The organism is Photobacterium alginatilyticum (assembly GCF_009910675.1).
In the GTDB taxonomy this organism is placed as follows: domain Bacteria; phylum Pseudomonadota; class Gammaproteobacteria; order Enterobacterales; family Vibrionaceae; genus Photobacterium; species Photobacterium alginatilyticum.
This window is the reverse complement of the sequence record NZ_RSEJ01000004.1, coordinates 251,786-275,142: the sequence shown is the minus strand read 5'-3', so window position 1 is coordinate 275,142 and position 23,357 is coordinate 251,786. Positions and strand designations below refer to the sequence as shown.

Annotated in this window: 20 protein-coding genes and 2 pseudogenes; 11 read left to right on the top strand and 11 right to left on the bottom strand. The window is 44.5% G+C overall.

From position 1 onward, the window contains the following. Positions 1–3: 3 nt before the first annotated feature. Positions 4–690 carry a proteobacterial dedicated sortase system response regulator gene (gene pdsR, locus EIZ48_RS06490; protein ID WP_160649439.1) on the bottom strand — a complete coding sequence of 229 codons (687 nt, stop codon included), beginning with the start codon at positions 688–690 and terminating at the stop codon, positions 4–6. 269 nt (positions 691–959) lie between these two features. Between pdsR and pdsO the strand changes: the two genes are divergently transcribed. Both pdsO and EIZ48_RS06480 read left to right on the top strand, forming a co-directional pair. Continuing rightward, the gene (gene pdsO / locus EIZ48_RS06485; protein ID WP_160649437.1) at positions 960–1,733 is read left to right on the top strand and encodes a sortase-associated OmpA-like protein PdsO; all 774 of its coding nucleotides are present in this window, start codon (positions 960–962) and stop codon (positions 1,731–1,733) included. 14 nt (positions 1,734–1,747) lie between these two features. Next, a complete protein-coding gene (locus EIZ48_RS06480; RefSeq protein WP_160649435.1) occupies positions 1,748–1,933 on the top strand; it encodes a hypothetical protein in 186 nt (61 codons plus the stop codon). Between the two features lie 150 nt (positions 1,934–2,083). On the opposite strand, the gene EIZ48_RS06475 is transcribed toward EIZ48_RS06480, so the two are convergent. Further along, positions 2,084–3,022, bottom strand: coding sequence for a chemotaxis protein CheV (locus tag EIZ48_RS06475; protein WP_160649433.1), 939 nt, complete (start codon positions 3,020–3,022; stop codon positions 2,084–2,086). Positions 3,023–3,846: 824 nt separating this feature from the next. Between EIZ48_RS06475 and fdhF the strand changes: the two genes are divergently transcribed. Further along, positions 3,847–7,998 (top strand): formate dehydrogenase subunit alpha, encoded by a 4,152-nt coding sequence (fdhF, locus tag EIZ48_RS06470; RefSeq protein ID WP_160649431.1) that lies wholly within the window; start codon positions 3,847–3,849, stop codon positions 7,996–7,998. A 524-nt stretch (positions 7,999–8,522) separates the two neighbouring features. Further along, positions 8,523–8,906: an NADH:ubiquinone oxidoreductase gene (locus EIZ48_RS06465; RefSeq protein ID WP_160649429.1), complete on the top strand. Its 384-nt coding sequence runs from the start codon at positions 8,523–8,525 to the stop codon at positions 8,904–8,906. Between the two features lie 85 nt (positions 8,907–8,991). On the opposite strand, the gene nagA is transcribed toward EIZ48_RS06465, so the two are convergent. Continuing rightward, positions 8,992–10,116, bottom strand: coding sequence for an N-acetylglucosamine-6-phosphate deacetylase (gene nagA, locus EIZ48_RS06460; protein ID WP_160649427.1), 1,125 nt, complete (start codon positions 10,114–10,116; stop codon positions 8,992–8,994). A 417-nt stretch (positions 10,117–10,533) separates the two neighbouring features. Here nagA and EIZ48_RS06455 point away from each other — a divergent pair, with 417 nt between their 5' ends. Beyond that, on the top strand, positions 10,534–11,295 hold the full coding sequence (locus EIZ48_RS06455; RefSeq protein ID WP_160649426.1) for a DmsC/YnfH family molybdoenzyme membrane anchor subunit: 762 nt from the start codon (positions 10,534–10,536) through the stop codon (positions 11,293–11,295). Positions 11,296–11,380: 85 nt separating this feature from the next. On the opposite strand, the gene EIZ48_RS06450 is transcribed toward EIZ48_RS06455, so the two are convergent. After that, entirely contained in the window at positions 11,381–11,920 is a 540-nt protein-coding gene (locus EIZ48_RS06450) for a hydrolase (protein WP_160649424.1), read from the bottom strand. Between the two features lie 130 nt (positions 11,921–12,050). Next, on the bottom strand, positions 12,051–13,595 hold the full coding sequence (locus EIZ48_RS06445; protein ID WP_160649422.1) for a glutamate synthase-related protein: 1,545 nt from the start codon (positions 13,593–13,595) through the stop codon (positions 12,051–12,053). Positions 13,596–13,820: 225 nt separating this feature from the next. Here EIZ48_RS06445 and EIZ48_RS06440 point away from each other — a divergent pair, with 225 nt between their 5' ends. From EIZ48_RS06440 to EIZ48_RS06430, 3 genes are all read left to right on the top strand, one after another. Next, a complete protein-coding gene (locus EIZ48_RS06440; RefSeq protein WP_160649420.1) occupies positions 13,821–14,507 on the top strand; it encodes a VC0807 family protein in 687 nt (228 codons plus the stop codon). A 152-nt stretch (positions 14,508–14,659) separates the two neighbouring features. Next, positions 14,660–14,941: a peptidylprolyl isomerase PpiC gene (gene ppiC / locus EIZ48_RS06435; RefSeq protein WP_160649418.1), complete on the top strand. Its 282-nt coding sequence runs from the start codon at positions 14,660–14,662 to the stop codon at positions 14,939–14,941. A gap of 381 nt (positions 14,942–15,322) precedes the next feature. Next, a complete protein-coding gene (locus tag EIZ48_RS06430; RefSeq protein WP_160649416.1) occupies positions 15,323–17,209 on the top strand; it encodes a methyl-accepting chemotaxis protein in 1,887 nt (628 codons plus the stop codon). 355 nt (positions 17,210–17,564) lie between these two features. Here EIZ48_RS06430 and EIZ48_RS29385 read toward each other — a convergent pair. Continuing rightward, a pseudogene (locus tag EIZ48_RS29385) lies at positions 17,565–17,793 on the bottom strand (IS21 family transposase); the annotation flags it as partial. Between the two features lie 64 nt (positions 17,794–17,857). Here EIZ48_RS29385 and EIZ48_RS06425 point away from each other — a divergent pair. Beyond that, positions 17,858–18,229, top strand: coding sequence for an SgrR family transcriptional regulator (locus EIZ48_RS06425; RefSeq protein WP_160649415.1), 372 nt, complete (start codon positions 17,858–17,860; stop codon positions 18,227–18,229). Positions 18,230–18,451: 222 nt separating this feature from the next. Here the strand turns inward: EIZ48_RS06425 and EIZ48_RS06420 are convergent, their stop codons facing one another. The 5 genes from EIZ48_RS06420 to EIZ48_RS06400 form a co-directional block, all read right to left on the bottom strand. Continuing rightward, positions 18,452–18,946, bottom strand: coding sequence for a CPBP family intramembrane glutamic endopeptidase (locus EIZ48_RS06420; RefSeq protein WP_160649413.1), 495 nt, complete (start codon positions 18,944–18,946; stop codon positions 18,452–18,454). 54 nt (positions 18,947–19,000) lie between these two features. After that, positions 19,001–19,420, bottom strand: a complete 420-nt coding sequence (locus EIZ48_RS06415; protein ID WP_160649411.1) for a GFA family protein — start codon at positions 19,418–19,420, stop codon at positions 19,001–19,003. Positions 19,421–19,542: 122 nt separating this feature from the next. Continuing rightward, positions 19,543–19,878 carry a hypothetical protein gene (locus tag EIZ48_RS06410; RefSeq protein WP_160649410.1) on the bottom strand — a complete coding sequence of 112 codons (336 nt, stop codon included), beginning with the start codon at positions 19,876–19,878 and terminating at the stop codon, positions 19,543–19,545. 239 nt (positions 19,879–20,117) lie between these two features. Beyond that, positions 20,118–20,594, bottom strand: a complete 477-nt coding sequence (locus EIZ48_RS06405) for a GyrI-like domain-containing protein (RefSeq protein WP_160649408.1) — start codon at positions 20,592–20,594, stop codon at positions 20,118–20,120. Between the two features lie 155 nt (positions 20,595–20,749). After that, complete coding sequence (locus EIZ48_RS06400; RefSeq protein ID WP_160649406.1) at positions 20,750–21,184, bottom strand: GNAT family N-acetyltransferase; 435 nt, start codon at positions 21,182–21,184, stop codon at positions 20,750–20,752. A gap of 139 nt (positions 21,185–21,323) precedes the next feature. Here EIZ48_RS06400 and EIZ48_RS06395 point away from each other — a divergent pair, with 139 nt between their 5' ends. Next, entirely contained in the window at positions 21,324–22,610 is a 1,287-nt protein-coding gene (locus EIZ48_RS06395; protein ID WP_160649405.1) for an alpha/beta hydrolase, read from the top strand. Positions 22,611–22,941: 331 nt separating this feature from the next. Further along, a pseudogene (locus EIZ48_RS29380) lies at positions 22,942–23,061 on the top strand (SAM-dependent methyltransferase); the annotation flags it as partial. Between the last annotated feature and the right edge of the window lie 296 nt (positions 23,062–23,357).

Below are 23,357 nucleotides of genomic sequence, written 5' to 3'. Positions count from 1 at the left end.
CGGTTACGAGCCCCACCGATAGCCCATGCCATACACGGTGTTGATGCAGTCGAAGCTATCATCATATTGCAGAAATTTTTTGCGGATCCGTTTTACATGGGAAGTGATGGTGCTGTCGTCAACAACAACTTGAGCTTCATCCATAAGATCATGACGGCTTTTGACATGACCCGGCCGTTTAGCCAGCGCGTAGACCATCCAGAATTCGGTGACGGTGAGTTCAACCAGCTGCTTGTTCCAGAAAATCTGCATCTTATTCTTATCAATCGTCAGCGCTCCGCGCTCAATTAGCGTTTCTTGCTCTGTTGGGACAGCGAGCAGATCACTACGACGAAACAGGGCTGCAATTCGGGCCATGAGGTGGGGCAGACTCACATCCTTGGTCAGGTAGTCATCGGCACCCATTCTCAGTCCGCAGACAGTATCAAAATCACTATCCCGCGCGGTCAGAAAGATAATAGGTACAGTAGGAGACAGCGCGCGAAGAGACTGACACAGCGCAAAACCACCATCAATTTCATTCTGAAGGCCGATATCAATAATGGCGAGATCAGGCAGGTTCTGTTCGAATGCCGCTTGTGCTTCAGGCCGGTTGTCATACCCCTGCACGCTATAGCCGTGTTTCTTTAACACATCGATATAGTTTTCGCGAATAGCGGCTTCGTCTTCGACAATCACAATCTTCTTCATGTATGACCTTAGCGGGTGTTAATGGGTGGTACGGGATGTTGATATGTGCTGACTATACAATAAAAAATGCCTGAAAAAAGCCACATCAACCAATTGCCTTTTTTTTGCCACAATTGATCAGCATATTGCCCTTTTTCTTCCCGAAGATTGCCAGATCCAGTTGGTTTAATTACCTCATCGAAACGACATCGGTACAGCCCAAACGCTTTAGAAACGGTGTCGATACCAAACAACCAATCAGCACATTGTTTACTGATGAGGAATGAAAAATGAAAAAGCAGCTTATTTCAACACTGATTGCAACCACCATGATGGCTTCTGTTATTGCACCGGCAACACAGGCGGCAGAGGGGCAGACATCCGGGCTTAACTCAACTCAGGATGCGTATACCGCAGGCCAGGATGAGCAGTTAATCGGCTTGGGTTCCGGCGCGGCATTTGGTGCGCTGGTCGGTGGCCCGGCAGGGGCAGTGATTGGCGCTATTGTTGGCGGGATTGCCGGTACGGCAATGGGGCAGGAGCAGTATATTGAGGCTCAAGACGAAGAAATGTTAGAGCTGACAGCACGTAACGGCGAGCTTGAGCGCATTAGCCAGCGCTATAACCAGGCACAGATTGAGATTGCACGTCTGCAGCAGCAAATCATCGACCAAAACAGCCTTGAGGAGCGGCAAATAGATTTGGCACTGGAGATGAACGTGCACTTTCGTACCGGTTCTGCCCGGATCGAACCGCACTTTGAAGCCCAGTTGGAAGAACTGGCAGAGCTGATGAAGCAGGCGCCTGATGTGAAATGGGAACTGGCTGGCTATGCGGACCGTCGTGGTGACAGCCTGAAGAACTACAACCTGTCACAACAACGTGTTGATGCTGTTCGAGATTACCTGGAGCAACGTGGTGTGGATGGTAGCCAGATCTTCGCATCAGCCTACGGTGATCAGGAGCCACTGAAAGCAGAGCAGAACTTCGAAGGTGACTTCTTCGACCGACGTGTAACGCTTCGTAGCAGTCAGAGCCAGGTTCGTACGGCAAATACGCACTGAGGGAGCGATGATGTATGACCCCAAAGACACCAAAAGGAGCACCTGATTGGGTGCTTCCTCTTCTCATCATCGTGTTGCTAACGATGCAGCTAACGGTTAAAGCTGAAGACGTGGCAGAGCAGAAAATTGATATTTTGCACGGAGAAACGCTTAAAGCTTGGAATGAACTAGAGCCAGTGGCCCATAAGGAGTATGAATAATGTTTGCTGACGACCAGTTGTGGTTAACCTTGTTGCTGAAACTGACCGTACTTCATTTCAGTCTTATTTATTGCTAGGTTTTTTTCTAGGGAGGGGGCATGAAGAAAGAAAAAACTCGCCCACAGGCGAGTTCTTCTTGTTTTGATAAGGTTAGAGTACTGCTCGTAATCTGTCTTGCACAACCTCAACCAAGAGATCTGGCTGGAACTTAGAAATAAACCGATCACAGCCGACTTTTTTCACCATCGCCTCGTTGAAGCTACCACTGAGAGAAGTGTTCAGCGCGATGTATAGGTCGTTCATTCTTGGGTCATTGCGGATTTCGTGGGTAAGCTTGTATCCATCCATTTCCGGCATTTCGGCATCGGTGAACATCATCAGGATTTCCTCATTAATATTCTTGCCTTCATCACACCAGCTCTTAAGCAGGTTCAGGGCCATCAGGCCGTCGCTAGCTTCAATAATTTGCAACCCTAGCTGAGAAAGGGTGTCGCGGATTTGCGCACGAGCAGTTGAAGAGTCATCAACAATCAGTACCTTGCGGCCGTGGAAGTGATTCACGATATTGTTATCAAGAACTTCTTCGGAGATCTGAATGTCATAGTCAATGATCTCTGCCAGCACTTTTTCGACATCGATGATACTTACTAGTCGGTCGACACCATCACGCTGCAATTTAGTCAGGGCAGTTAGGTAGTTGTTCTTACCCACCTGGCTCGGTGGTGGCTGGATATCACGCCAGGTTAGGTTTTCAATGTTCATTACCTGGCCGACAAGGAATGCCTGTACCGAACGGTTGTATTCGGTGATGATCATATTGCTTTCGCCGTCTGTATCGACGGGGCGCATACCAATTGCCTGGCGTAGATCGATGACAGGAATTGACTGGCCACGGATGTTGGCAACACCAGTGATATTTGGGTGCGAACCTGGAAGTGAGTTCAGTCGAGGAAGCTTAACAACTTCTTTAACTTTAAACACATTGATGGCAAATAGCTGTGATGAGTTCAGCTGGAAGATTAGTAACTCAAGTCGGTTTTCACCGACAAGCTGGGTACGCTGATCAACAGAATCTAGAATATTGGCCATAATTTGCCCGGCAGCTCACAAAATTATTAACATTATCATCAAATTATATGATGTTCATTAAGTAAAAGTCACGCCTTATATAACGTTTCCTGATAGCTTGGTAACGGATTTTGTGGCAACTCTGTGATTATCCTCGCTTTCTCACTACATTCTTTCGCCAAAGCTGAGCGGGGTGTATGCCTACGCCATGGTTCACCACACTCTGTTATCTGTTATCTGTTATCTGCTATCAGTTGATAACTACAAAGGGAATACAAGAACCACATGCTTGAAAGGCTGTTCGATATAGCTTTGAAATTGCTATTTACTGATTGCACAAAACTTTGTTTTATCGTCAAGTAATAATCGATTGGTGAAAATGTATTTCGCTGTCTAATAAAAGGACATTTTGTGTATTATTGTTTCACTTAATAATTCTGTCAGCAGTATGTTTATAAATTTAATCTTAATTAGTCGTGATGATTTAACGAAATTAACACTTTAGAATTATATATATACCGCATTGGGGGTAGTCTGGCTGAAAATTAATAATGTAAATATATTTCAATATATGACTATTTAAGGCGGTGCAGAGATTATTGCTTGCTTTATTTTGCTTGGAAAATAATCCACTACAGTGTTCCAAATCAAGGAATTTTATCCTGAGCCTGATACGTTGGGGAAATAACAAAAAAATGATGATTTATCTAAATCATCCGTGAGCGCTGTACTGGCTTTCCCTATGAACAAGAAGTTAGTTACGAGTTAATAGCTGAGTATATATCCGGCTTATCCGTATAACTCATTACCTTGATGCAGCGCCAAGCAATAGAAAGAGGCAATATATGATAAATGTCACAATAGACGGACAGGCCGTGGTTGTTGATGGTCAACAAACATTGCTTGAAGCCGCTACACAATGCCAAATTGATATTCCATCTCTATGTGGCTTAAATAAAAACGGTGAAAAAGTTCCTTGTGAATTATGCGTAGTTGAAGTCGAAGGACAGGGCACAAAGCGCGCATGCGAAATTCATCCTAGCGAGGGGATGAATGTTACTACGAAGAGTGATGCATTATCTGCTGCGCGCAAAAAAGCATTGAATCGCATTTTGTCTGATCACTACGCAGACTGTGAGGCACCGTGTCAGACGGCTTGTCCGGCCGGGGTTGATATTCAGTCTTATCTTTATCATATCTCTCAGAATGATCATCAAAAAGCGGTCGAAGTAATCAAGCGCACTTTGCCAATGCCGCTCTCTATCGGTCGTGTCTGCCCGGCATTCTGCGAAACGGAATGCCGTCGAGGGCTTGTTGACGAGCCACTGGCTATCAGACAGCTAAAGCGTCATGCAGCGGATGCTGACTTGGAAGCACAGGAACAATATGTTCCTGAAGTAAAACCTGCCAAAGGCAAATCTATTGCGATTATTGGTAGCGGACCCGGCGGATTAACCTGTGGTTACTACCTTAGTAATGAAGGTTACAACGTCACTGTGTTTGAGTCGATGCCTCATGCTGGTGGCTGGCTACGTTACGGTATTCCAGAGTACCGCTTACCGAAGGCGATACTGGACAAAGAAATCGAGCTGATGTGCCGAAACGGTATGCAGGTTGAAACCGGCAAAGTGCTGGGTAAAGACTTCCTCTTATCCGAGCTTGCTAACGACTATGATGCCGTCTGCCTGGCAGTTGGCGCATCAAAAGCTGTCGAGATGAACTATACCGGTAGTGAGCTTGATGGCTGTTACCTTGGTGTCGATTATCTAAAAGACTATGTCACCGGACACCAGTATACGACAGGCAAAAAAGTCGCTGTAATTGGTGGCGGTAATACCGCGATAGACTGTGCACGAACAGCTGTCCGTGATGGGGCAGATACCACACTGATCTACCGTCGAACCCGTGATGAGATGCCTGCTGAAGATTATGAAATCCTTGAAGCAGAGCATGAAGGCGTTAAATTCCACTTCCTGACCAATCCCGTCGAGAATATTGCTGATACAAGCGGCCGCGTTTGCGAGATAAAGCTTGAGAAGATGGCATTGGGTGAGCCTGATGCCTCGGGTCGCCGACGTCCTGAGGCTACTGGCGAATACTTCACCGAAGATTTTGATACGGTAATTGCGGCAGTTTCACAGAAACCAGATTTGGCGTTTCTTGAAAATGACGATATTGAACTGCCTGTTACCCGCTGGCTCACTCAGGAGTCGGATCCGGATACGATGCACTCCGGGTTGGAAAATATTTTCAGTATCGGTGATTTCCGTCGCGGACCGGCTACGGCCATCGAGGCAGTGGCCGACGGACGCATTGCTGCTGAGTCTATAGACCGCTTCTTCAATGGCGATATGGAAAAGATCCCGGTCAAGCCGTTCAATTCCCAGAAGGCACCTAAGGTGAAGCAGGTTGACCCTCAGCAGTTCGCCGGGATCAAAAAAGTTATGCGTTCTGTCATGCCGGAGCTGAGTACCAAAGAGCGTGAACTTAGCTTTGCCGAAGTAGAAACTGGCTTTATGAACGAAGACGCTATTCGGGAAGCCGAGCGCTGCCTTGAGTGTGGGTGCCAGGCCAATACCGATTGTAGCCTTCGTGATTATGCCACCGAATATAAGGTAGAGAACAAAGATCTGGATTTGGGCAGCTGTCAGAAGTTCAGTGTTGATGATAGCTCAGAGTTTATTGTCTTTGATGCTAACCGCTGTATCAGCTGTGGTCAGTGTGTCGAGGCCTGTAATGAGCAGGCAGTCCATGGCGCGCTTAGCTTCATGAAAGATAGTGATGGCAGCAGTGCCAAACGTCCGGAATGTCGTCCGGGCTTTGATAACGGTTATAGTATGGGCGACTCAAACTGTGTGCAATGCGGAGCCTGTGTTCAGGTATGTCCGACTGGTGCGCTGGTTGATAGCCGGGACAAATCGCAAGGCCGAATTGAAATGCTAAAACCGGTCGATACGATTTGTACCTATTGCGGGGTGGGCTGTAAGGTCACCATGTTTGTTGATGAGATCACCAACAAAATTCGATATGTACAGGGTGCCAAGGATTCACCGGTCAATCAGGGTATGTTGTGTGTTAAAGGTCGCTTCGGCTTTGACTTTATCCAGAGCGAAGAGCGACTGAACACTCCGCTGATCCGTAAGGATGGCGAGTTGCAGCCAGCAAGCTGGGATGAAGCGTTAACGTTGGTTGCCGAGAAACTTGGTGGCATTAAGTCTCAATATGGCGGCAACGCACTGGCAGGGTTCTCATCGGCAAAAACAACCAATGAGGATAACTATGCCTTCCAGAAGTTTATTCGCCGCGAGCTGGAGACAAACAACGTCGATCACTGTGCCCGTCTGTGTCATGCATCAACGGTAACAGGGTTAGAGGCCTCTCTCGGTAGCGGAGCCATGACCAATGATATTCCGAGCATCCAGCATTCGGACGTCGTGTTCATTATTGGCTCGGATACTACCTCGGCACACCCAATCATTGCATCGCATATTAAGCAGGCGATCCGTAACGGAACAGCACGTCTTGTTGTTGCCGATCCGAAAAAGATCGATATTGCCGAACATGCGCAGCTCTATGTGGCTCATCGTCCGGGAACAGACGTAATGCTAATGAATGGCATTATGCAGCAGATCATCAAGAATGGCTGGCATGACGAGCAATACATTGCCGATCGTGTTGAAGGCTTCGAAGCACTGAAAGCCGAAGTGATGCGTGATGAATATACACCGGACAAGATCGAGCTGATCACTGGCGTTCGTGCTGCTGATGTTATCAAGATGGCCGAGATGATCGGTACTGCGGACAGAACAGCCGTGTATTACTCAATGGGGATCACCCAGCATACGACAGGACATGATAACGTTCGTTCGATTGCCAACTTGCAGCTATTGTGTGGCAACATTGGTATTGAAGGCGGGGGTATTAACCCGCTTCGTGGTCAGTCTAATGTTCAGGGCGCGTGTGATATGGGTGCTCTGCCGAACAACCTGCCGGGCTATCAGAAGGTGTATAACCCCGAGGTCCACAGCAAGTTTGCCAAGGCATGGAATAAACCGGATTTGCCATCTGAATCGGGCTTGACGCTGACAGAAATAATCGACGCCGCCTGCCATCAGGAGGTGAGAGGTTTATATGTCATGGGTGAGAACCCTGTACTCAGCGATCCTAATCAGGCACATGTGATTGAGGCACTGGAACAGCTCGACTTCCTCGTCGTACAGGATATCTTCCTCACCGAAACCGCCCAGTATGCCGATGTTGTTCTGCCGTCATGCTCGTTTGCCGAGAAGTCAGGGCACTTTACCAATACCGAGCGTCGTGTTCAGCGTATCGCACCGGCCATCAACCCGCCTGGCGAGGCAAAGGAAGACTGGTGGATTATTCAGAGCATTGCCAATGCGATGGGTAGCGACTGGGGATATGAATCTGTGCAGGATATTACCGAAGAGATCTGTCAGGTAACACCTCAATATGCCGGTATTCACTGGGAGCGTGTTGGCCGAGACGGAATCCAGTGGCCTTGTAAAGATGCCCAGCATCCGGGTACCCGGGTTATGCACCAGGAGACATTTATCCGTGGTAAAGGGGAAATGGTTGCAATACCGTTCCGCTATGCGGCAGAGCTTCCGGATGAGGACTACCCATTAATCCTGACAACCGGGCGACTGCTTGAGCAGTTCCACACCGGAACCATGACACGTAAGACTAAAGGGCTGGATAATCTGGCTGGTCCGCGTGCAATGATTTCTGTGGCTGATGCAGAGCGTTTGGGTATCGGTAATGGCGAGATGCTACGTGTATCGACTCGAAGGGGGAGTATAGAGACGCCGGCTTTTGTGACTAAGCGTATGCAACCAGGCGTTGTATTCGTGCCGTTCCACTTTGCTGAGTCACCGGCAAACCGGTTGACGATTACAGCGACGGATCCGCACGCCAAGATCCCTGAGTTCAAGGTTGCGGCAGTGAAAGTTGAAAAACTGGAAGCAGCGATAGCCTAGAACTGATTTAACTCAGCTCTGTAGCATTAGCTCTAACGTTCGAACACCCGGCCTTGGTCGGGTGTTTTTTTTATCTGTAGTCAGCTACTAGAAGCGCGGGTGGTCAATTATTGAACGGTTTTTAAGCATAAATCTCGCCAAAATCACGCAAACAACACATCCATTCGATAAATCTTAAATTCCATATTTAATAAACCAATTAGGTCTGTTGATAAATTCTCCTGCTGATTTTTTTGGAAGAAATTTGTTTTTCCTAGAAGATTTATTTCAATATTAACTTTTTGAAAAGATTTCTTACAATTAACACTGCTTTTAACAATTAATTAACTCTTTGTGAAATATTCCTGTAATAATGCGCTCTTAGCATGTTACAGGATGTAAAAAAATAAGCTTTTAGCATTCTTTTAGGTTTCGGCTTCTTTTGGGGAAGTATGATTATTGAACAAAAGATGGGAAAATACCCCTGTTAGCAATGATTAACCTTGAAAGGTTGTTTTTCTCTTATTCGTTTTAGAGGAGTATGTATGAAGTTCGCTCTGATTTTTCTAATGTCGACTTTAGGCGGCGTGCTTTCTGGAGAACATTTTCATTCATTTATGGCCGGGTTAGGTATTGCATCAGTTGCAGTAGGTACAGGTTACTGGTTGGCATTTCGCTGCTCAACTCGATACCCACAGCTTGCATTATTGCTGCTATTGATGGGGATGATGGCCAAAATGGCGGTCACTATAGCTGGCGTTATGTGGGGCCTGGAAGCGAACGTGATTAACTCACCAATTGTTTTTGCTCTGTCGTATTTGTTCTTTTCAATTGTGGTCACTTACCTCTACTCAAAACTGCGTGAGTTTCAGATGGCCAGAGCTACGGCAGCCACTGAGGCAAACAAGTTAAAAGCGAAAACAGCTTAATTGCAGCATTCAGTAAAAAAGCGAGCTAAAGGCTCGCTTTTTTTATGTTTGTTATATTTGAGGGTTTATTGATTCACACTGCCTATCAAATGCGCTTGGTACCCATCTGATACACGCTGTGAATTTCGTTGTTTGGCGTCAGCAAGGTGATATTTGCTTTGTAGCCCTTGGCAATGACACCGTAGTGGTCATCAATCTTTAAGGCTTTGGCTGGATAGAGGCTGGCCATACGTAATGCTTCCTCTCTGCTAACTCCAACATGATTGATTAGGTTTTGCACTCCTTCAATCATCGTGATTGCAGCACCTGCTATTGTTCCGTCTTCATAGTGGCACTTTCCGTTGGTGACATAGCCTTTGGTTCCGGCCATATCGTATTCCGTCATGTCTGTTCCGGCAGGGGTAACAGCATCGGTGACCATAAACAGGTTCTCTCCCATGATCTCATGGGCAATACGCACAGAAGCAAAATCAGAGTGAATGCCGTCGACAATGATGCCGGCATGCGGCTTTTTATCGAATACGTATCCGACCACACCGGGCTCGCGTGACCCAAGCGGGCTCATAGCATTGTACAAATGAGTTGCCATGGTAATACCGTGCTTCTCATTAAGCTGTTTGTAAGTGGCATTGGTATGGCCGAGAGAGACAGTAATACCCGCCTCAGTGAGAATGTCGATGACAGATTGGGAGGTGTTTTCAGGTGCCAGAGTGATCACTTTGATTTTATCGGCGTGGTCAGCCAGGTAGTAGGCGGTCATTTCGTCAAGGTGACGAATATGGATAGGATCGTGAGCGCCTTTTTTCTCTTTACTGATAAAGGGCCCTTCAAGGTGCAGCCCAAGGATCCCTTCAGATGCTCTGTTATCAATATCACCAACCATATCGATGACCTGACGCATTGCGTCGTTACCGCTAGTAATGAAGGTAGGTAAATACTGGGTGGTGCCGTTCTGCAGGTTGGTCTGGTTCATGATATTCAGCGTTTCTTTGCGGATATCAGTGTTGAGCAGAACACCGCCACAACCGTTCAACTGAATATCAATAAATCCGGCTGTTGCTGTTAACCCACTACCATCGTAGGTCTCTTGAGGTAATGATGCGTGATTCATCGGGACAACGGCTTGAATTGTGTCACCTTCAACAAGTATGGCTTGATTAGTAAGGATGCTACTGCCATCAAATACATCAACGTGAGTTATTGCAAACATAGGCGTCTCTGAATAATTAATCTGTTCAATTCCAGAAGTGAGTGGCAAAGTAATGCGGCCTCTTCGCTTCCAACCGTAATGTACAAATTTAATGATACTTATTTTTTCTCTAAAAATAAGATAGCGGATAGTTGGGATTTTAGTCAACAACTAACCGATATTTTTTGTCTGAAAATTGATGGTCAGGCCTCAAACCTGTGATCAGAGCAGTATCTTATGATGCTTATTTCTTGAAGCAAATTCTTTTGTTGTGAGTCTGCCCATGATTGCCTGACGATTTAGGTATTGAGCTATGCGCTTAACACTATCAATTCTGGCACATCGGTTCGGCTTCAGGCACAATACGCGGCTTTCATTACTCCATATAATCTCTGAACATCCTGTGGCGAAACAGGGGTCAGATTGAAGAGGTAGATCATGGCTTGGTTTGATTGGCCATTTATTTTATCCAGTGTGTTTGCTCAGCTTTCTATTGGATCTTTCATTGTCTTGGGCCTGGTGATTTTCAGCGGAAAGTTGTGTTTTGGTCAAAGCGATCGTCTGCATAAAACGATGCCATTACTCTGGATGTTACTATTTGCTTCGTTGATCCTACGCGAAATCAATTTGATGATGTCTAATACCCATTCGGTATACAGCTTCAGTGTTGAAGCGCTGATGACAACCGTATTCTTCGTACTTGCCTTGCTTTACTGGTTTGCCGAGAAAGCCCTTGTTGGTAGTGATGGTATCAGAAAGGGGATGCTTGCAGTTGTTCTAATAAGTGGTTTCCTTTATTTCGGCCATGGTTTGATAGAGCGTAGCGAACAGTGGTTGGTGGCTGTTCATTTTATTGCGACAACATTATGCGGTGGAATCTTGCTTGCCCATACTGCATTGATTAGGGCAGATCACAAAGTCGAAGAGGTTAACCGTTACTTGCCTTTGTTAGGTAGTGTCATTGCCGTAGTCTGCCTCTTTACTGGTATTTCCCAGCTTGCTGATCTTGCGAGCCGTGCTGAAGCATACAATGAGTTATCACCGTTCATCGCACATGTTCTGAGCTTAGGGTTGCTGTTAGCTGCGGTTGGTGTGTGGTTGATGCCGACTTTGACGAAAAGTAAGCCTGTTCTACATGTGATGACGTTTGCCCTGGGCTTGATCTTTATCTCGTCATACTGCGCTGGGGTAGGCTATTAACGACAGATTAGAACAGTCATAACAAGGCTGAATGCATAGATTGAAAGCCGTTGGGAAACCATCGGCTTTTTGCTATAAAAAGAGGTTACTTGATAATACTCAGGATTTGCTTGAAACGTTCGCCCTCGGCGATTTCCTGAAGCTCAAACAGTACCATTTCTGTACACGACAGCTCTGCACCTGCATGCTGAAGTTTGTTCAAGGCCACTTGTTTGTTCTGCGGGTCTCGTGATGACACAGCATCGGTGATCACTTCGACATGGAAGCCTGCGCTGAGCATTTCAAGAACGGTCTGATAAACACAGATGTGCGCTTCAATGCCAACAACAATAACGTTCTGGCAATGCGTTTCAGCCAGCGCTTCGACAAAGGCAGAAGACTTGTAACAGCTGAAGCTATTTTTGGCGATAGGCTGGTGGTCATGCAATTGATCGGCAATTTGCGGAATCGTCGGACCCAGTTTATCTGGGATCTGTTCAACCCATACAATTGGTAGTTCAAGGATCTTGGCACCTCGGACAATGGCCTCGAGGTTACTGAACAGCGCATCTTTCTGATCCATTATCTGGGCCAGCTTCCCTTGGACATCAACAATGACGAGGGCAGTATTATCAGCTTTAAGCATTTTAAAGTCCTTTTTTGAGAGTGAGCAATATAGAGCATGGCCGTTTGCTCTGAAACCAGCATATCAGAATATCAAGGTATATTCTTTTAACTATAATAGGTTAGTAGTATTTCGCAGAACCGTTGCCTTGTTATTCGCGTTGCTTAAAGCCGGAATATTCAATGCCAGCGAGTCGAGCCATTTCATGGTGCCAGGTAGCCAGATCATCTTTATTGAATTCGTTGAGATGGGAGTGTCCGCATGCTCTGGCCATCACTTGCATGAGTTCAGTGGAGGCAGTAAGAAAATTAGCGAGCTGTTTGGCTGCCTTGTCGGGATTTAATTTCTGGCGAAGGTCTTCTTTTTGTGTCGCAATGCCTGCCGGACAGTTGTTGGTGTTACAGATTCGCGCAGCTACGCAGCCAATAGACTGCATAGCGCTGTTGGCGATGGCGATGCCGTCGGCACCAAGCGCCAGGGCTTTAACGAAATCGGCAGGTACACGCAGACCACCGGTAATAATGAGTGTGACCTGATCAGACATACCAGTTCTGTCGAGAAAATACCGTGCTCTGGCAAGGGCTGGGATAGTGGGGACGCTGATATGATCCCGAAATATTTGAGGTGCTGCGCCGGTACCGCCTCCGCGGCCGTCGAGGATGATGTAGTCGGCTCCTGCCTCAAGGGCAAAGCCCATATCACGCTCGATGTGGTTGGCGCTGAGCTTGAAGCCGATTGGGATCCCGCCGGTTATCTCACGGACATTGTCGGCAAACTCGGCGAAGTCGGACACGGTTTTTAAATCGGTAAATGTTGGGGGAGAAACAGCGTCTGTACCTTCCTTCAAGCAACGCGTCTTGGCGATTTTTCCTGTGTTCTTAGCTGCAGGCAGGTGGCCTCCCGTACCGGTTTTTGCACCTTGTCCCCCTTTGAAGTGGAAGGCCTGTACCTTTTTTAGCAGCCCTTCGTGATAGCCAAATTTGGCACTGGCGAGTTCATAGAAGTATCGGCTGTTGGCCTGTTGTTCCTCTGCAAGCATACCGCCTTCTCCCGAGCAGATACCCGTACCGGCCATCTCAGCTCCCATGGCTAAGGCTGTTTTGGCTTCCTCGGATAGTGCCCCGTAGCTCATATCAGAGACAAGCAGGGGAATATCAAGCAGCAGTGGACGTTTTGCTTTGGGACCAATGACCAGCTCTTTGCCAACCTTGGCATTTTCAAGCAGCGGCTTGGTAGCCATTTGAGCCACCATGATTTGAATATCATTCCAGTCAGGAAGCTGATAGCGCGGTACTCCCATGGCTGTCATAGGTCCGTGATGTCCCATCTGCGATAATCCTTCCCGGGCGAGCTGATGGATTAAAGCGACAGTGGGTTCTTCCTTCGTGGCAGAGGCTACTGGCATTTCATCCTTGGTTGCGGTTACCCCGGGACCCTCCTTTCCGACGTCAGAGCCACTAAACTGTTTATGAGTACCATCGCAGAACGGGGCGTTTCCGGTGTGCTTACAGGCACACAAGTACTCTTCGCTACTTTGCTCGGCTTTAAAGGGGAGTGGTGTGATGCCGGTACCTTTATGGGAACCATCACAGAAGGGCTGTTTTGTTGAACGGCCGCATCGGCAAAAGTAGTATTCCTGACCTTTTTCAAGGCTGACTTTGGCGGGTTTATTATTGGCGATTAGCGGCTTGGCCATTGCTCGGCTCCTTGTTTATTGTTTCTGGCTGACAGTAACAAGGTAATTCATAGATATGTTGATAGAGTATGGGAGAGGATGAGCGAATTTGCAGGCAGATAAACAGAAGAATATGCGTATCAAGAATGATAATTTACGCTTTGTAACTGCAATACCCTTTACACCAGCCCCGATTCACGGAACAATGGCACGGTATTAACTTTTAGGTAACGTTTGAAAGAGATTATGGCAGAAAAAAAAGCGAACCCATTTACTGATTTGATTTTTAACGTCATTGTCCCGTCTGTTGTCCTCATGAAATTGAGTGGAGATGAGCATCTGGGATCAGTTGGCGCGTTAGTTGTCGCTTTAGCATTCCCGATTGTTTTTGGTGGCTATGAGTTAATTAAGTACAAGAAGTTTAACTTTATTTCGTTGCTTGGCTTCGTCAGCGTATTGCTGACTGGCGGTATCGGCCTGTTGGAGCTCGATGCCAAGTGGCTGGCAGTGAAAGAGGCGCTTATCCCAGGCTTGATTGGATTGGGAGTCTTTATCTCAACCTTTACCAAGTATCCGGTAGTGAGCAAAATGTTGTTCAACGACACGGTACTAAACTTGTCTCTCATTAAAGAGAAGTTGGGTGAGAATGGTAAAGAGAAAGATTTTCAGCGTTGCCTGGCTAAATCAAATTACCTGTTCTCTGGTACGTTCGTATTCTCTTCGGTGATGAACTATGTATTGGCAACGATGATCGTGACAAGCCCGTCGGGTTCTCAGGCCTTCAATGAAGAGCTGGGTAAGCTGACTCTGATGAGCTACCCAATGATTGCCATTCCATCGATGGTGATGATGATGGGGATCTTCTACTTCATCTGGCGTCAGATCCGCCAAATGACCAATCTTGAAACAGCTGATATTTTCAAGACACAGTAATCAGCTTCTAAGCGAACAGACAAGAATGCCAGTCGACATATCGACTGGCATTTTTTATGCGTTAAGTAATTTCATCGAGATAGCGCTTGCGACTTTTAGTGATTTATCGCACACTTTCACCGGTTTAATATTGGTTACATTAGGTTTGTATCATGGCCTCAACAGCAGCAGCTCTACATATTCTGGTAAAGCATAAAGAACAAGCAGACGACATTCTGAAGCAACTGAAAAAAGGGGCTAAGTTCCAGACCCTGGCAAAGAAATACTCTACCTGCCCATCAGGAAAGCGCGGCGGCGACTTGGGTGAGTTTCGCAAAGGCGCAATGGTTCCGGCATTTGATAAAGCCGTATTTACCGGTAAAGTACTAGAGCCAATCGGCCCGGTTAAAACTAAGTTCGGTTATCACATTATTAAAATTCTTTGGCGAACGTGAGAATTGATCAAAAAGTGATCGGTGATAAAAGTTATGTGTAACTCAACATATGACTAAGGTGTTGTACAAAACATAGGTCTCACCTGGAGAGGGTAAGCGACTTTTTGAGCCTCTTAGACATCACCCGTACAGGTACACACAAACAACATGGCAGACACGATTTGAGCTGCCATCTTTACCTCATCATACCCTTACCGCTTTAAATGTAATTACTTAGTAGTCGATCGTTACTGAGAATGACCGGATTTTTATTCAATATGATGAATATTAATCCATTCATTTAGAGATACAGCTCACAAGAAAGCGCTTTCAGTTTTACTTTGCTGCAATAATAGTCAAAGAATGGTCTGAATTGTTATTTTTAATAATCAGGGGCTTAGTATGTCTGTAAAAATAAAAATTACGGGAATTATTGGGGTAATGCTTGGTCTCATAATTACTGTACTGTCCGGTGTAGGCTACAACAACTTTAAAAGCGCTTCGGTCGAAGACTATACCGCTTCTTTGGAGAAAGAAGCGTTTCTAATTGCGAACACTATTGAGCAGAGGATGAGGCGCAATTTTGATGTTTTAAACACGATGGCAGAACAACTTTCTATTGAAGCAGACGGCAGTCTCAATGAGCAGGAAGTGGTAAAGACTCTGCACCATATAGCTAACTCATTAGACGTAATTAATGCCTATACTGCTACCGCAAGTGGTGAAACCTATTCAACATCTGCTAACGGGTTGGTCTCTGGTTTCAATGCCAAGGAGAAAAAGCGAGAATGGTTCCTGCGAGCGTTTAACGGTGATACTAACATAGTAACCACTCCCTATACGAGTAACGAGGGTGATGCGGTCATGGCTATTGCTGTACCTGTAAAACGTGGTGGTAAAACAATAGCGGTGCTATGTACCAATATCAGGGTCGACCAGATAACCAAGTTCGCAGAAAAGTTATCAAAAAACAACCAGTTATTCTTAAGTAGAGAGGACGGTTATATTCTTGCTGCTAAGTACCCCGATTACATAGGACAAGATTTATTTGAGAAACGCCCTAGCTATCGTCAGTTCGCCAACAGTGAAACTAGTCAACATTCATATGTGTTTAACGACAATGACTACTTTGTACTTTCCTCTAAACTGTCTGGGTTGGGCTGGAAAGTGTGGGCTTGGGATTCTTGGGCCAATATTTATGAGGCTTCAAACTCTAACCTAATACAAAACATGGTATTAGCTTTAGTGTTTATAGTGGTTTCTCTCTTTGCTACCTATCTGATGGTTGTAAAGCTGATGTATCGGCCTATCGGTGGCGAGCCAAAACAAATTGAGTCGGTGGTTAAGCGTGTTGCTAATGGTGACTTAACTTCATCAGGCACTGGCAGAGGAAAAGAGACAGGAATCAGCGCGGCAATTGCAGTTATGACGGAGAACTTAAAAAGCATCGTGGGTGATATTAACAATACGACCGCTTTACTTAGTCAGTCGGCAACAAGAATTTCTGATTCGGCTACAACGATTAATCAAAGCTCTGAGTCACAGATGAAACAGCTGGAGCATACATCGACAGCCATGAATGAAATGGCGGTAACTGTAGATGAAGTAGCAAGAAATGCGGTAGATGCTTCAAGTGCTGCTACAGAGGCGAATGAATTTGCTGAAAATGGAATTCAGACAGTGCAAAATATGAACCAAAGCATAGAAAACCTGTCAAGTGAAATTCTCAATGTACAGAACGTTATTAATCGCTTGAATTCAGAAACAGAGAATGTTGGTCAGATCCTTGATGTTATACGTGACATTGCAGACCAGACTAATCTCCTTGCTCTGAATGCAGCCATCGAAGCTGCGCGGGCAGGTGAGCAGGGCAGAGGGTTTGCGGTTGTCGCTGATGAAGTTAGGAATCTGGCTAATCGTACACAAGAGAGCACCAATGAGATACAGGAAGTTATCGTCAAGCTTCAGAACGAAGCGAAGACATCCGTTGAGCTAATGGAAAAGAATGCGACTGATGCCAACAACACTACGATTGCGGGTCAACACGCTAGCGACGCCTTACAGTCAATTAAAAATTCAGTTACTCATATTCAAGATATGAATAGCCAAATTGCTACTGCTGCTGAAGAGCAAACTGTTGTGGCCGCAGAAATTAATGCAAGTATTGTTTGTATAAACGATCTAGCAAAAGGTACATACGGTAACTCTGAAAGTAACGCCCAACTTGCTGATGATCTGACGCTGGCCGCTGATAAGTTAGATAAAGCAGTAGGTGAATTTAAGTTATGAGTTTGATGGGCGAGGTATTGGCTCGGTGTGCTTGTTCATAGAGTTCAACAGTTCAATGTGAAGATAAATTTTAGTTTGTTAGTATGCTTGGCCTTATTGAACAAGGGAGATAGGCTCACCTGGCAAACTTTATCTTTTCTAATGCTAGCCTTGATATTGAAATCGAGCCAATACCTGCTGTACGTACTAAATTCGAGGGGCTTGACGGAAGTAAGGACGGTAAATTAGCAGGTATTTTCGATCTTGGTGAAAAACGACAATCCCTTTACAGGGGCAAGCTGTTTTCGCGTTTGCCAGTCCAATATAAACTGTATTTCCAGCCACTCATCCAGTTCGGCTAGGCTTTGTATTCTTGGTACTCGCTGCCAAAAAGATAGTGGCTAACCATAGCTAAGAAGAAACGGAGGTTTACGATACATTCTTTGCCTTTTATAACCGCATCGACCCGCTGTTATTATGTTGTCGTAAATACCACGCTTAGGTACGCCCTCGAATACGCGAAAGGTATGATTATGAGCATCAAATTACATTTCACGACTTTGAGAGTAATAAGCTCGAATAAGAAAATCTCGACTGTTTGATATCGCTGTATATGATCATTTAGTTATCCTTGATAGCGCCAGAGTACTGAGCAAAAAACTGAATCAGATGGGAATCGAAAGCCGGGTAAATGTTTATTCTTTCTCAGAGCTGCATGAACGGGCGCAACGGAATGAGCTAACGGAAGCTCTCATCATTGCCAGTCTTATTACCGATGATAACTTACCGGTTTCGATGTTCCACTGGTTCTGTTCAAATCCTATTTTACATCAAGGTTTACCAGCTGAAGCAAAGCAGTGGCTCGAGGAGGAGCTGGCCAAGCTTCGTGAACAATATGGAGTACGCTATTACCTTCAAATACTCGAGTCGCAGGCGACCACAATGGTCTATGAAAACGGGTTAACACCTCTGTTTCATCACCGACAAACGCTCAAATGGCTCGGTGTCCTGCAAGGTGTATCTATGACAGACTGGTCATAGCCTAACTTTAAGAACGTATGGACGGATGAATGATATTGGGTATTCTACTTTTTCAGACAGTTTGATACGACAATTAGTCCAGTGGGATCACATGGTTAGTCTTATTTTTTGTCTGATATTTAACATTAGTGTAAGTATTGCGAAGTTGGATGTCTGAGATTTGCTCTTGCCCTAAGTTCAACAAACTTTGGTGTATGAACTGAAAGATTGCATGCCGGTTTATCACCAAAATGACAGGTCACCAAGGATAGTAAGGAAGTTCCAACAAATATGTGCCACACAGACAAGAATTAGTGCAGAGATATTTCCAACTCTCATTCTGACATATTCATAAGTTAAAGCCAGTGCAAACCCAAGGGCTATAACTATAGTTGCATTAATAACTGAATTATTCAGGTGAACCAGAGAAAACACAATAGCCGAGCCAGCAATTGAAAAACTTGGGCTACCTGTTATACGACGAAAAGCTGCTTGTATAAACCATTGGAAGATTAGAGTTTCAGTAATTGGCGCATCAACTAGGAGGAAAAACAGAGCTGCTGAAATTTCGTCCTCAGTCGGAGTAGGAACAACGTCAGGAATATCACTGAATATGAAGTGATGCAGAACGACTAGAGTTAATCCCCACGTAAGAGCTAACCCGTATACTCGAAATATAAAGGGCTTAGTCCTTAATCCCAACGTGCTATAGATCAGTGAATTTAACTTTTCTAGCAAACAAAATCTCCATCTTTGTCTGATTTGCCAACTTGATGCCTCTGTGTGTTCTTATTAGCTGAATTTTTCAATAACTTCAGCTTCAGTCATGACCGGACAATCACTGTCAAAGCTGTAATAGTCTGGTTTTAAATCAATGAAGTACTGCATTGACATATGTAATTTTTCTTTCTTATCAAGATTCAGAGCACCTAATAAGATGTTGTAGCTTCCTGACTGATTCATTTTGAAATACAAATGCGTTCCGCAATTGCGACAAAAGCCTCTTTTAGCCCAGGGGGAAGATGTGAACTCTGAAAGATATTCAGCCCCTTGAATTTCAACGTCTGCGCCGCATGGCATCGCAAATTGCGGTCCGCCATTCCACTTTTTGCATGTGTCACAATGGCAGACGATGAACTCATCCGTGAGCTTTTGTGTTTTCAGGGTCACTTTGCCACAAAGGCAAGTTGCTTCATGATTAGTTTTGTCCATACTTAATCTCCTTAAGTTTATCGCTAAACATAAGTTGCGCCATGATGACTCAATCAACGCGCTGTGATTCATATTAAAATATGAGTCACAGCTTCAGCTTGGATGTTTCGTCTAATTAAGTACTACATTGTGCAAATTATGTCTTTAAAGTAGCTATGTGCACCTTTCACTTTGTGGGTTTTGATATATTGCTCCATGCTTCTCTTTTTCCATGCGTCATTCGAGCCTTTAGCTTTTGTTGACTCAGAAAATAAATAGCCATGTGGGCAAAGTTCGCTAGCTTTATTCTTGAAAACACTATCGACTTCACTATTTGAGATCACAGATTCCTTATCACTAATGGCTATCAAAGTATATCTGTTATCGTTTACTTCATGGCTGAGTATTTCGAATGATGAAACTTGAGAAGAAGTACATCCGCTTAATAGTATCAAACTAAAAAAAACTGTAGGCTTCATTTTTTCCTTTATAACCTTACATTGTGTTCAACGCACAAGGTTTCCATATCACTTCTCTTACCAAAAAAAGGTGTGGACTTTTGAACGCTGTTCTTTGGTGCTGTTTCGCGAATTGTATAATAATTTATTCCCCCGTAAATTAGATGTTCGTCACACTTTTGTGGAAGGGGGAGGATTTAGCTCTGCCAGCAACGCAATGTTAAAGATAACATTGCGTTGCTTTAAAGGCGTTATGTTGTCTATTTTTCTATGATTGGGACATAGATTTCCAGGATAGAGTCGGGATGTTCTGGCCCCAAAAACCTCTCGTCATATCTCTCAAAGTCAAACATACCCGCAGGATTATATTCAGAGTTGGGTAACCATTCCCGGTAAATATAACCGAAGGTCTCTCCCAGTTTTGGACTTATAGCTCCATGATACTCGAATACAGCGTATTTAGACTTTGGCAGGTGGAGTGTTTCCATACCGATTGGCGTTTTGATACCTGCTTTGCTTTCAGTTCCAGCAGTGTATTTCCATATCCCTTGCGACATAAGTTCCTTATCGTAAGACTGGACACCATACCAACTTTTCAGGCCGTCGAGGGGATCGATTTCATTATAGCGCTCAAACAGCTTAGGCCAAGTTTTTCCAAACTCTCCTGACTCAGGAGAGGCTAGTACTTGAATCCCAGTAACCTGTATCTCATTGAGTTCGACAATTCTAGGTTCCATATTTCTCGAAATCCCTTAGAGTGGTTGTTATATAGACTTTATCTTATTGCTTCTAACATTAATTGGGGAATAGGGCATATCATAGATTGGATGTGACAAATGTCATTATATATATGCCCAATAACGTGAATGTAATGGTTAAAATATCTACCGAGCTATACGTCAGAGTTTGTCGATGAGTTATAGGAAAACATACGTACTTCGTCTCTGGGAAACCAGCCCATTTTTTGATAAAAATGCTGGGCTCTTTCATTTGCATTGTGAACAAACAGATGAGTCTTAGATATCCCAATATTACCGAGAGCTGATATGACATAATCAACCAGCTTCTGACCAATGCCTCGTGATTGGTAGGCTGATGATACTGACAGGTGTTGCAGGTATCCTCTGCGTCCATCTGTACCAACCAGAACGGCACCAATTATCTGGCTGTTGTGGATTGCAACAAAGCTCAGCCCTTGGTTTCGCTGAAGGTACATATCTATGTTCTCTTGTGAGTCTGCGTCACGAAGAGTCATGCCATCCGACGCTGTCCAAAGGTTAATTACCCCTTGATAATCTGAGATCTCCATTTCTCGATATTGAATCATTAATACTCCATAGTCTGAATAAAAGTTACCTAAGCTTGAGTGATTACCGTTGTCACATTTCGGCAGGTATAACATATGAGAATACTCACTTTCATTGATTAGTCTAATCATATTGATATAGATTGCATGTGATTGCATATTGTTAATTAAATATTTGCTTTTTGGTGATTGTCTTGTCTTGCAAGCCGTTGTTATCGCCTTTTTGGGTATGAATATCGATATATTGAGAGAAGTAGGAATCTTTAATATGAAATGGAAATTAGGGTTGGGAAGACTGGCATTAGTCGGTTTTATTGGTATTTTGCAATATCCGGCAGTTGTACATGCAGAGACTGTTGAGCAGCATACTGCGGTATTTCCGAAACCAGATGGCCAGTATCAAATCGGGTTTCATCAATTCGAAGTTGCTGAAGAGGAAAGGTGGATTCAAGTTTCAGCCTGGTACCCGAGTGAAGCAGAAGCAGTTGGTGAACGAGCGGTCTATGTGATCCCTGCTATTGCCAAAGTACTCCAGAATAATGGTTTCCATGAGTCTGAATATAAAGGGTTGCCAGCGTCGTGGTCGTTTGTTGATCTGCCTGCGGCCTCAGGGAAACACCCTGTACTAATCTATAACCATGGCTTTAATACCTTTCCGCGTCAGAGCATGACTCGGTTTGAATACCTAGCCAGCCATGGTTACATAGTACTCGCGGTCGGCCATCCTGAAGATACGATGGCGATAGAAAGAGAGACAGGGGAAGTGATTTATCAGCTAGATGAAAACATTAATGGAACTATTGATAAGGATGACCTGACTGTCTTGATAACAAGCTTAAAACGTATGTCTAAAGCTGAATCTCAACTAGAGTGGCAAGAGCAGCTAAGGCATGCTTTAAAAGCGAAGTTTTCTAACGGTTTCGCTGACCGATTTGATACTTGGTATGCAAATAACATGATTTTGCTAAACGCATTCGCTGGAATTGAATCAGGAACGATTACTACTCCATTACAACAACATATGGATCTAGAGGCAATAGCCAGTTTTGGTCATTCTTTTGGGGGGAACGTTTCAGTCATTCTGGCTAACAAGAACCCCGAAATAAAGGCTGGAGTCAATCTTGATGGGGCAATGTTTAATTGGACTATGGATGAAAAACTTCAGGTACCTGCATGTTTCTTTTATTCCAACTACGGTGAATCATTTCCAGGTCTCAATGATGCCTTGTTTAATGACTCTGTTCCTATGTGTTCTTTAAGTTTCAACAACGCCAGCCATATGAGCTTTACTGATCTTACTTACATCATGGTTGATGAGAAAGGTACAGTTAAAGGCTATCCGGTTGGTCAATCGATTGATGCCAACCTGAGAGCATTTTTCGATGCCAAGCTTAAACTAGCGGACAGTTGGCCACCAGCAGTGAGTAATGGTGTCATCCAAAATTAGGGTATATACATGGTCAGACACTTTCTAGCATGAAAGTGCAGCAACTTTGTGTGAGTGCCTAATATATTAAGGGGGCATGACCCCCTTTAACCAACAGAATCCAATTCTGTTCACCATTGAAAATATAGGTAACTGTTGAAACTTATAGCTTTGATTTATTGCTCTTTTATATATCCTTACCAGCCTGAATCTAACTTGCAGATATTTCTACTTTTGGTTGCTTGGATGCCTGTTGGCTGGTAAGTTCCTGCTTGTTTTAGTGTTGTAATCTCTCCCAACCTGCGCAATAAATACCATGTTTTGTATATTTAGGAACTCTATGAAATCAGATATGTATTCAAAGCATGCTGAAAAGTACGATTAAGCGGTGAAAGACAATATTTACAATGCCCATTTTGAAAGGCCGTCTCTGCAAGCAATGCTGGACGATTTGTCGGGAATGGATGTACTGTATCGGAGAAAATTAAAGAGTTTTCATTGCAGCATTATGAGTACTTATCTAACAATCCAAACTTCATCTTTATAAAGTGTCAGAAGTTACCATAGGGTGATCTATACCTATTAACAGACTACATAATGTGATCTCTCTTCATTTATGTTGTTGGATTGTGGAAATAAAAACTTCACGATAGGTGAGTGAATTAACAGTTTAGAATATACGATATGCAACTGGTTTGATTTTGGCTGGTTAATTAAAGCCCCTGAACTATCTTCTTTATCAATCTTATCGAATAGTGGTTTGACCTG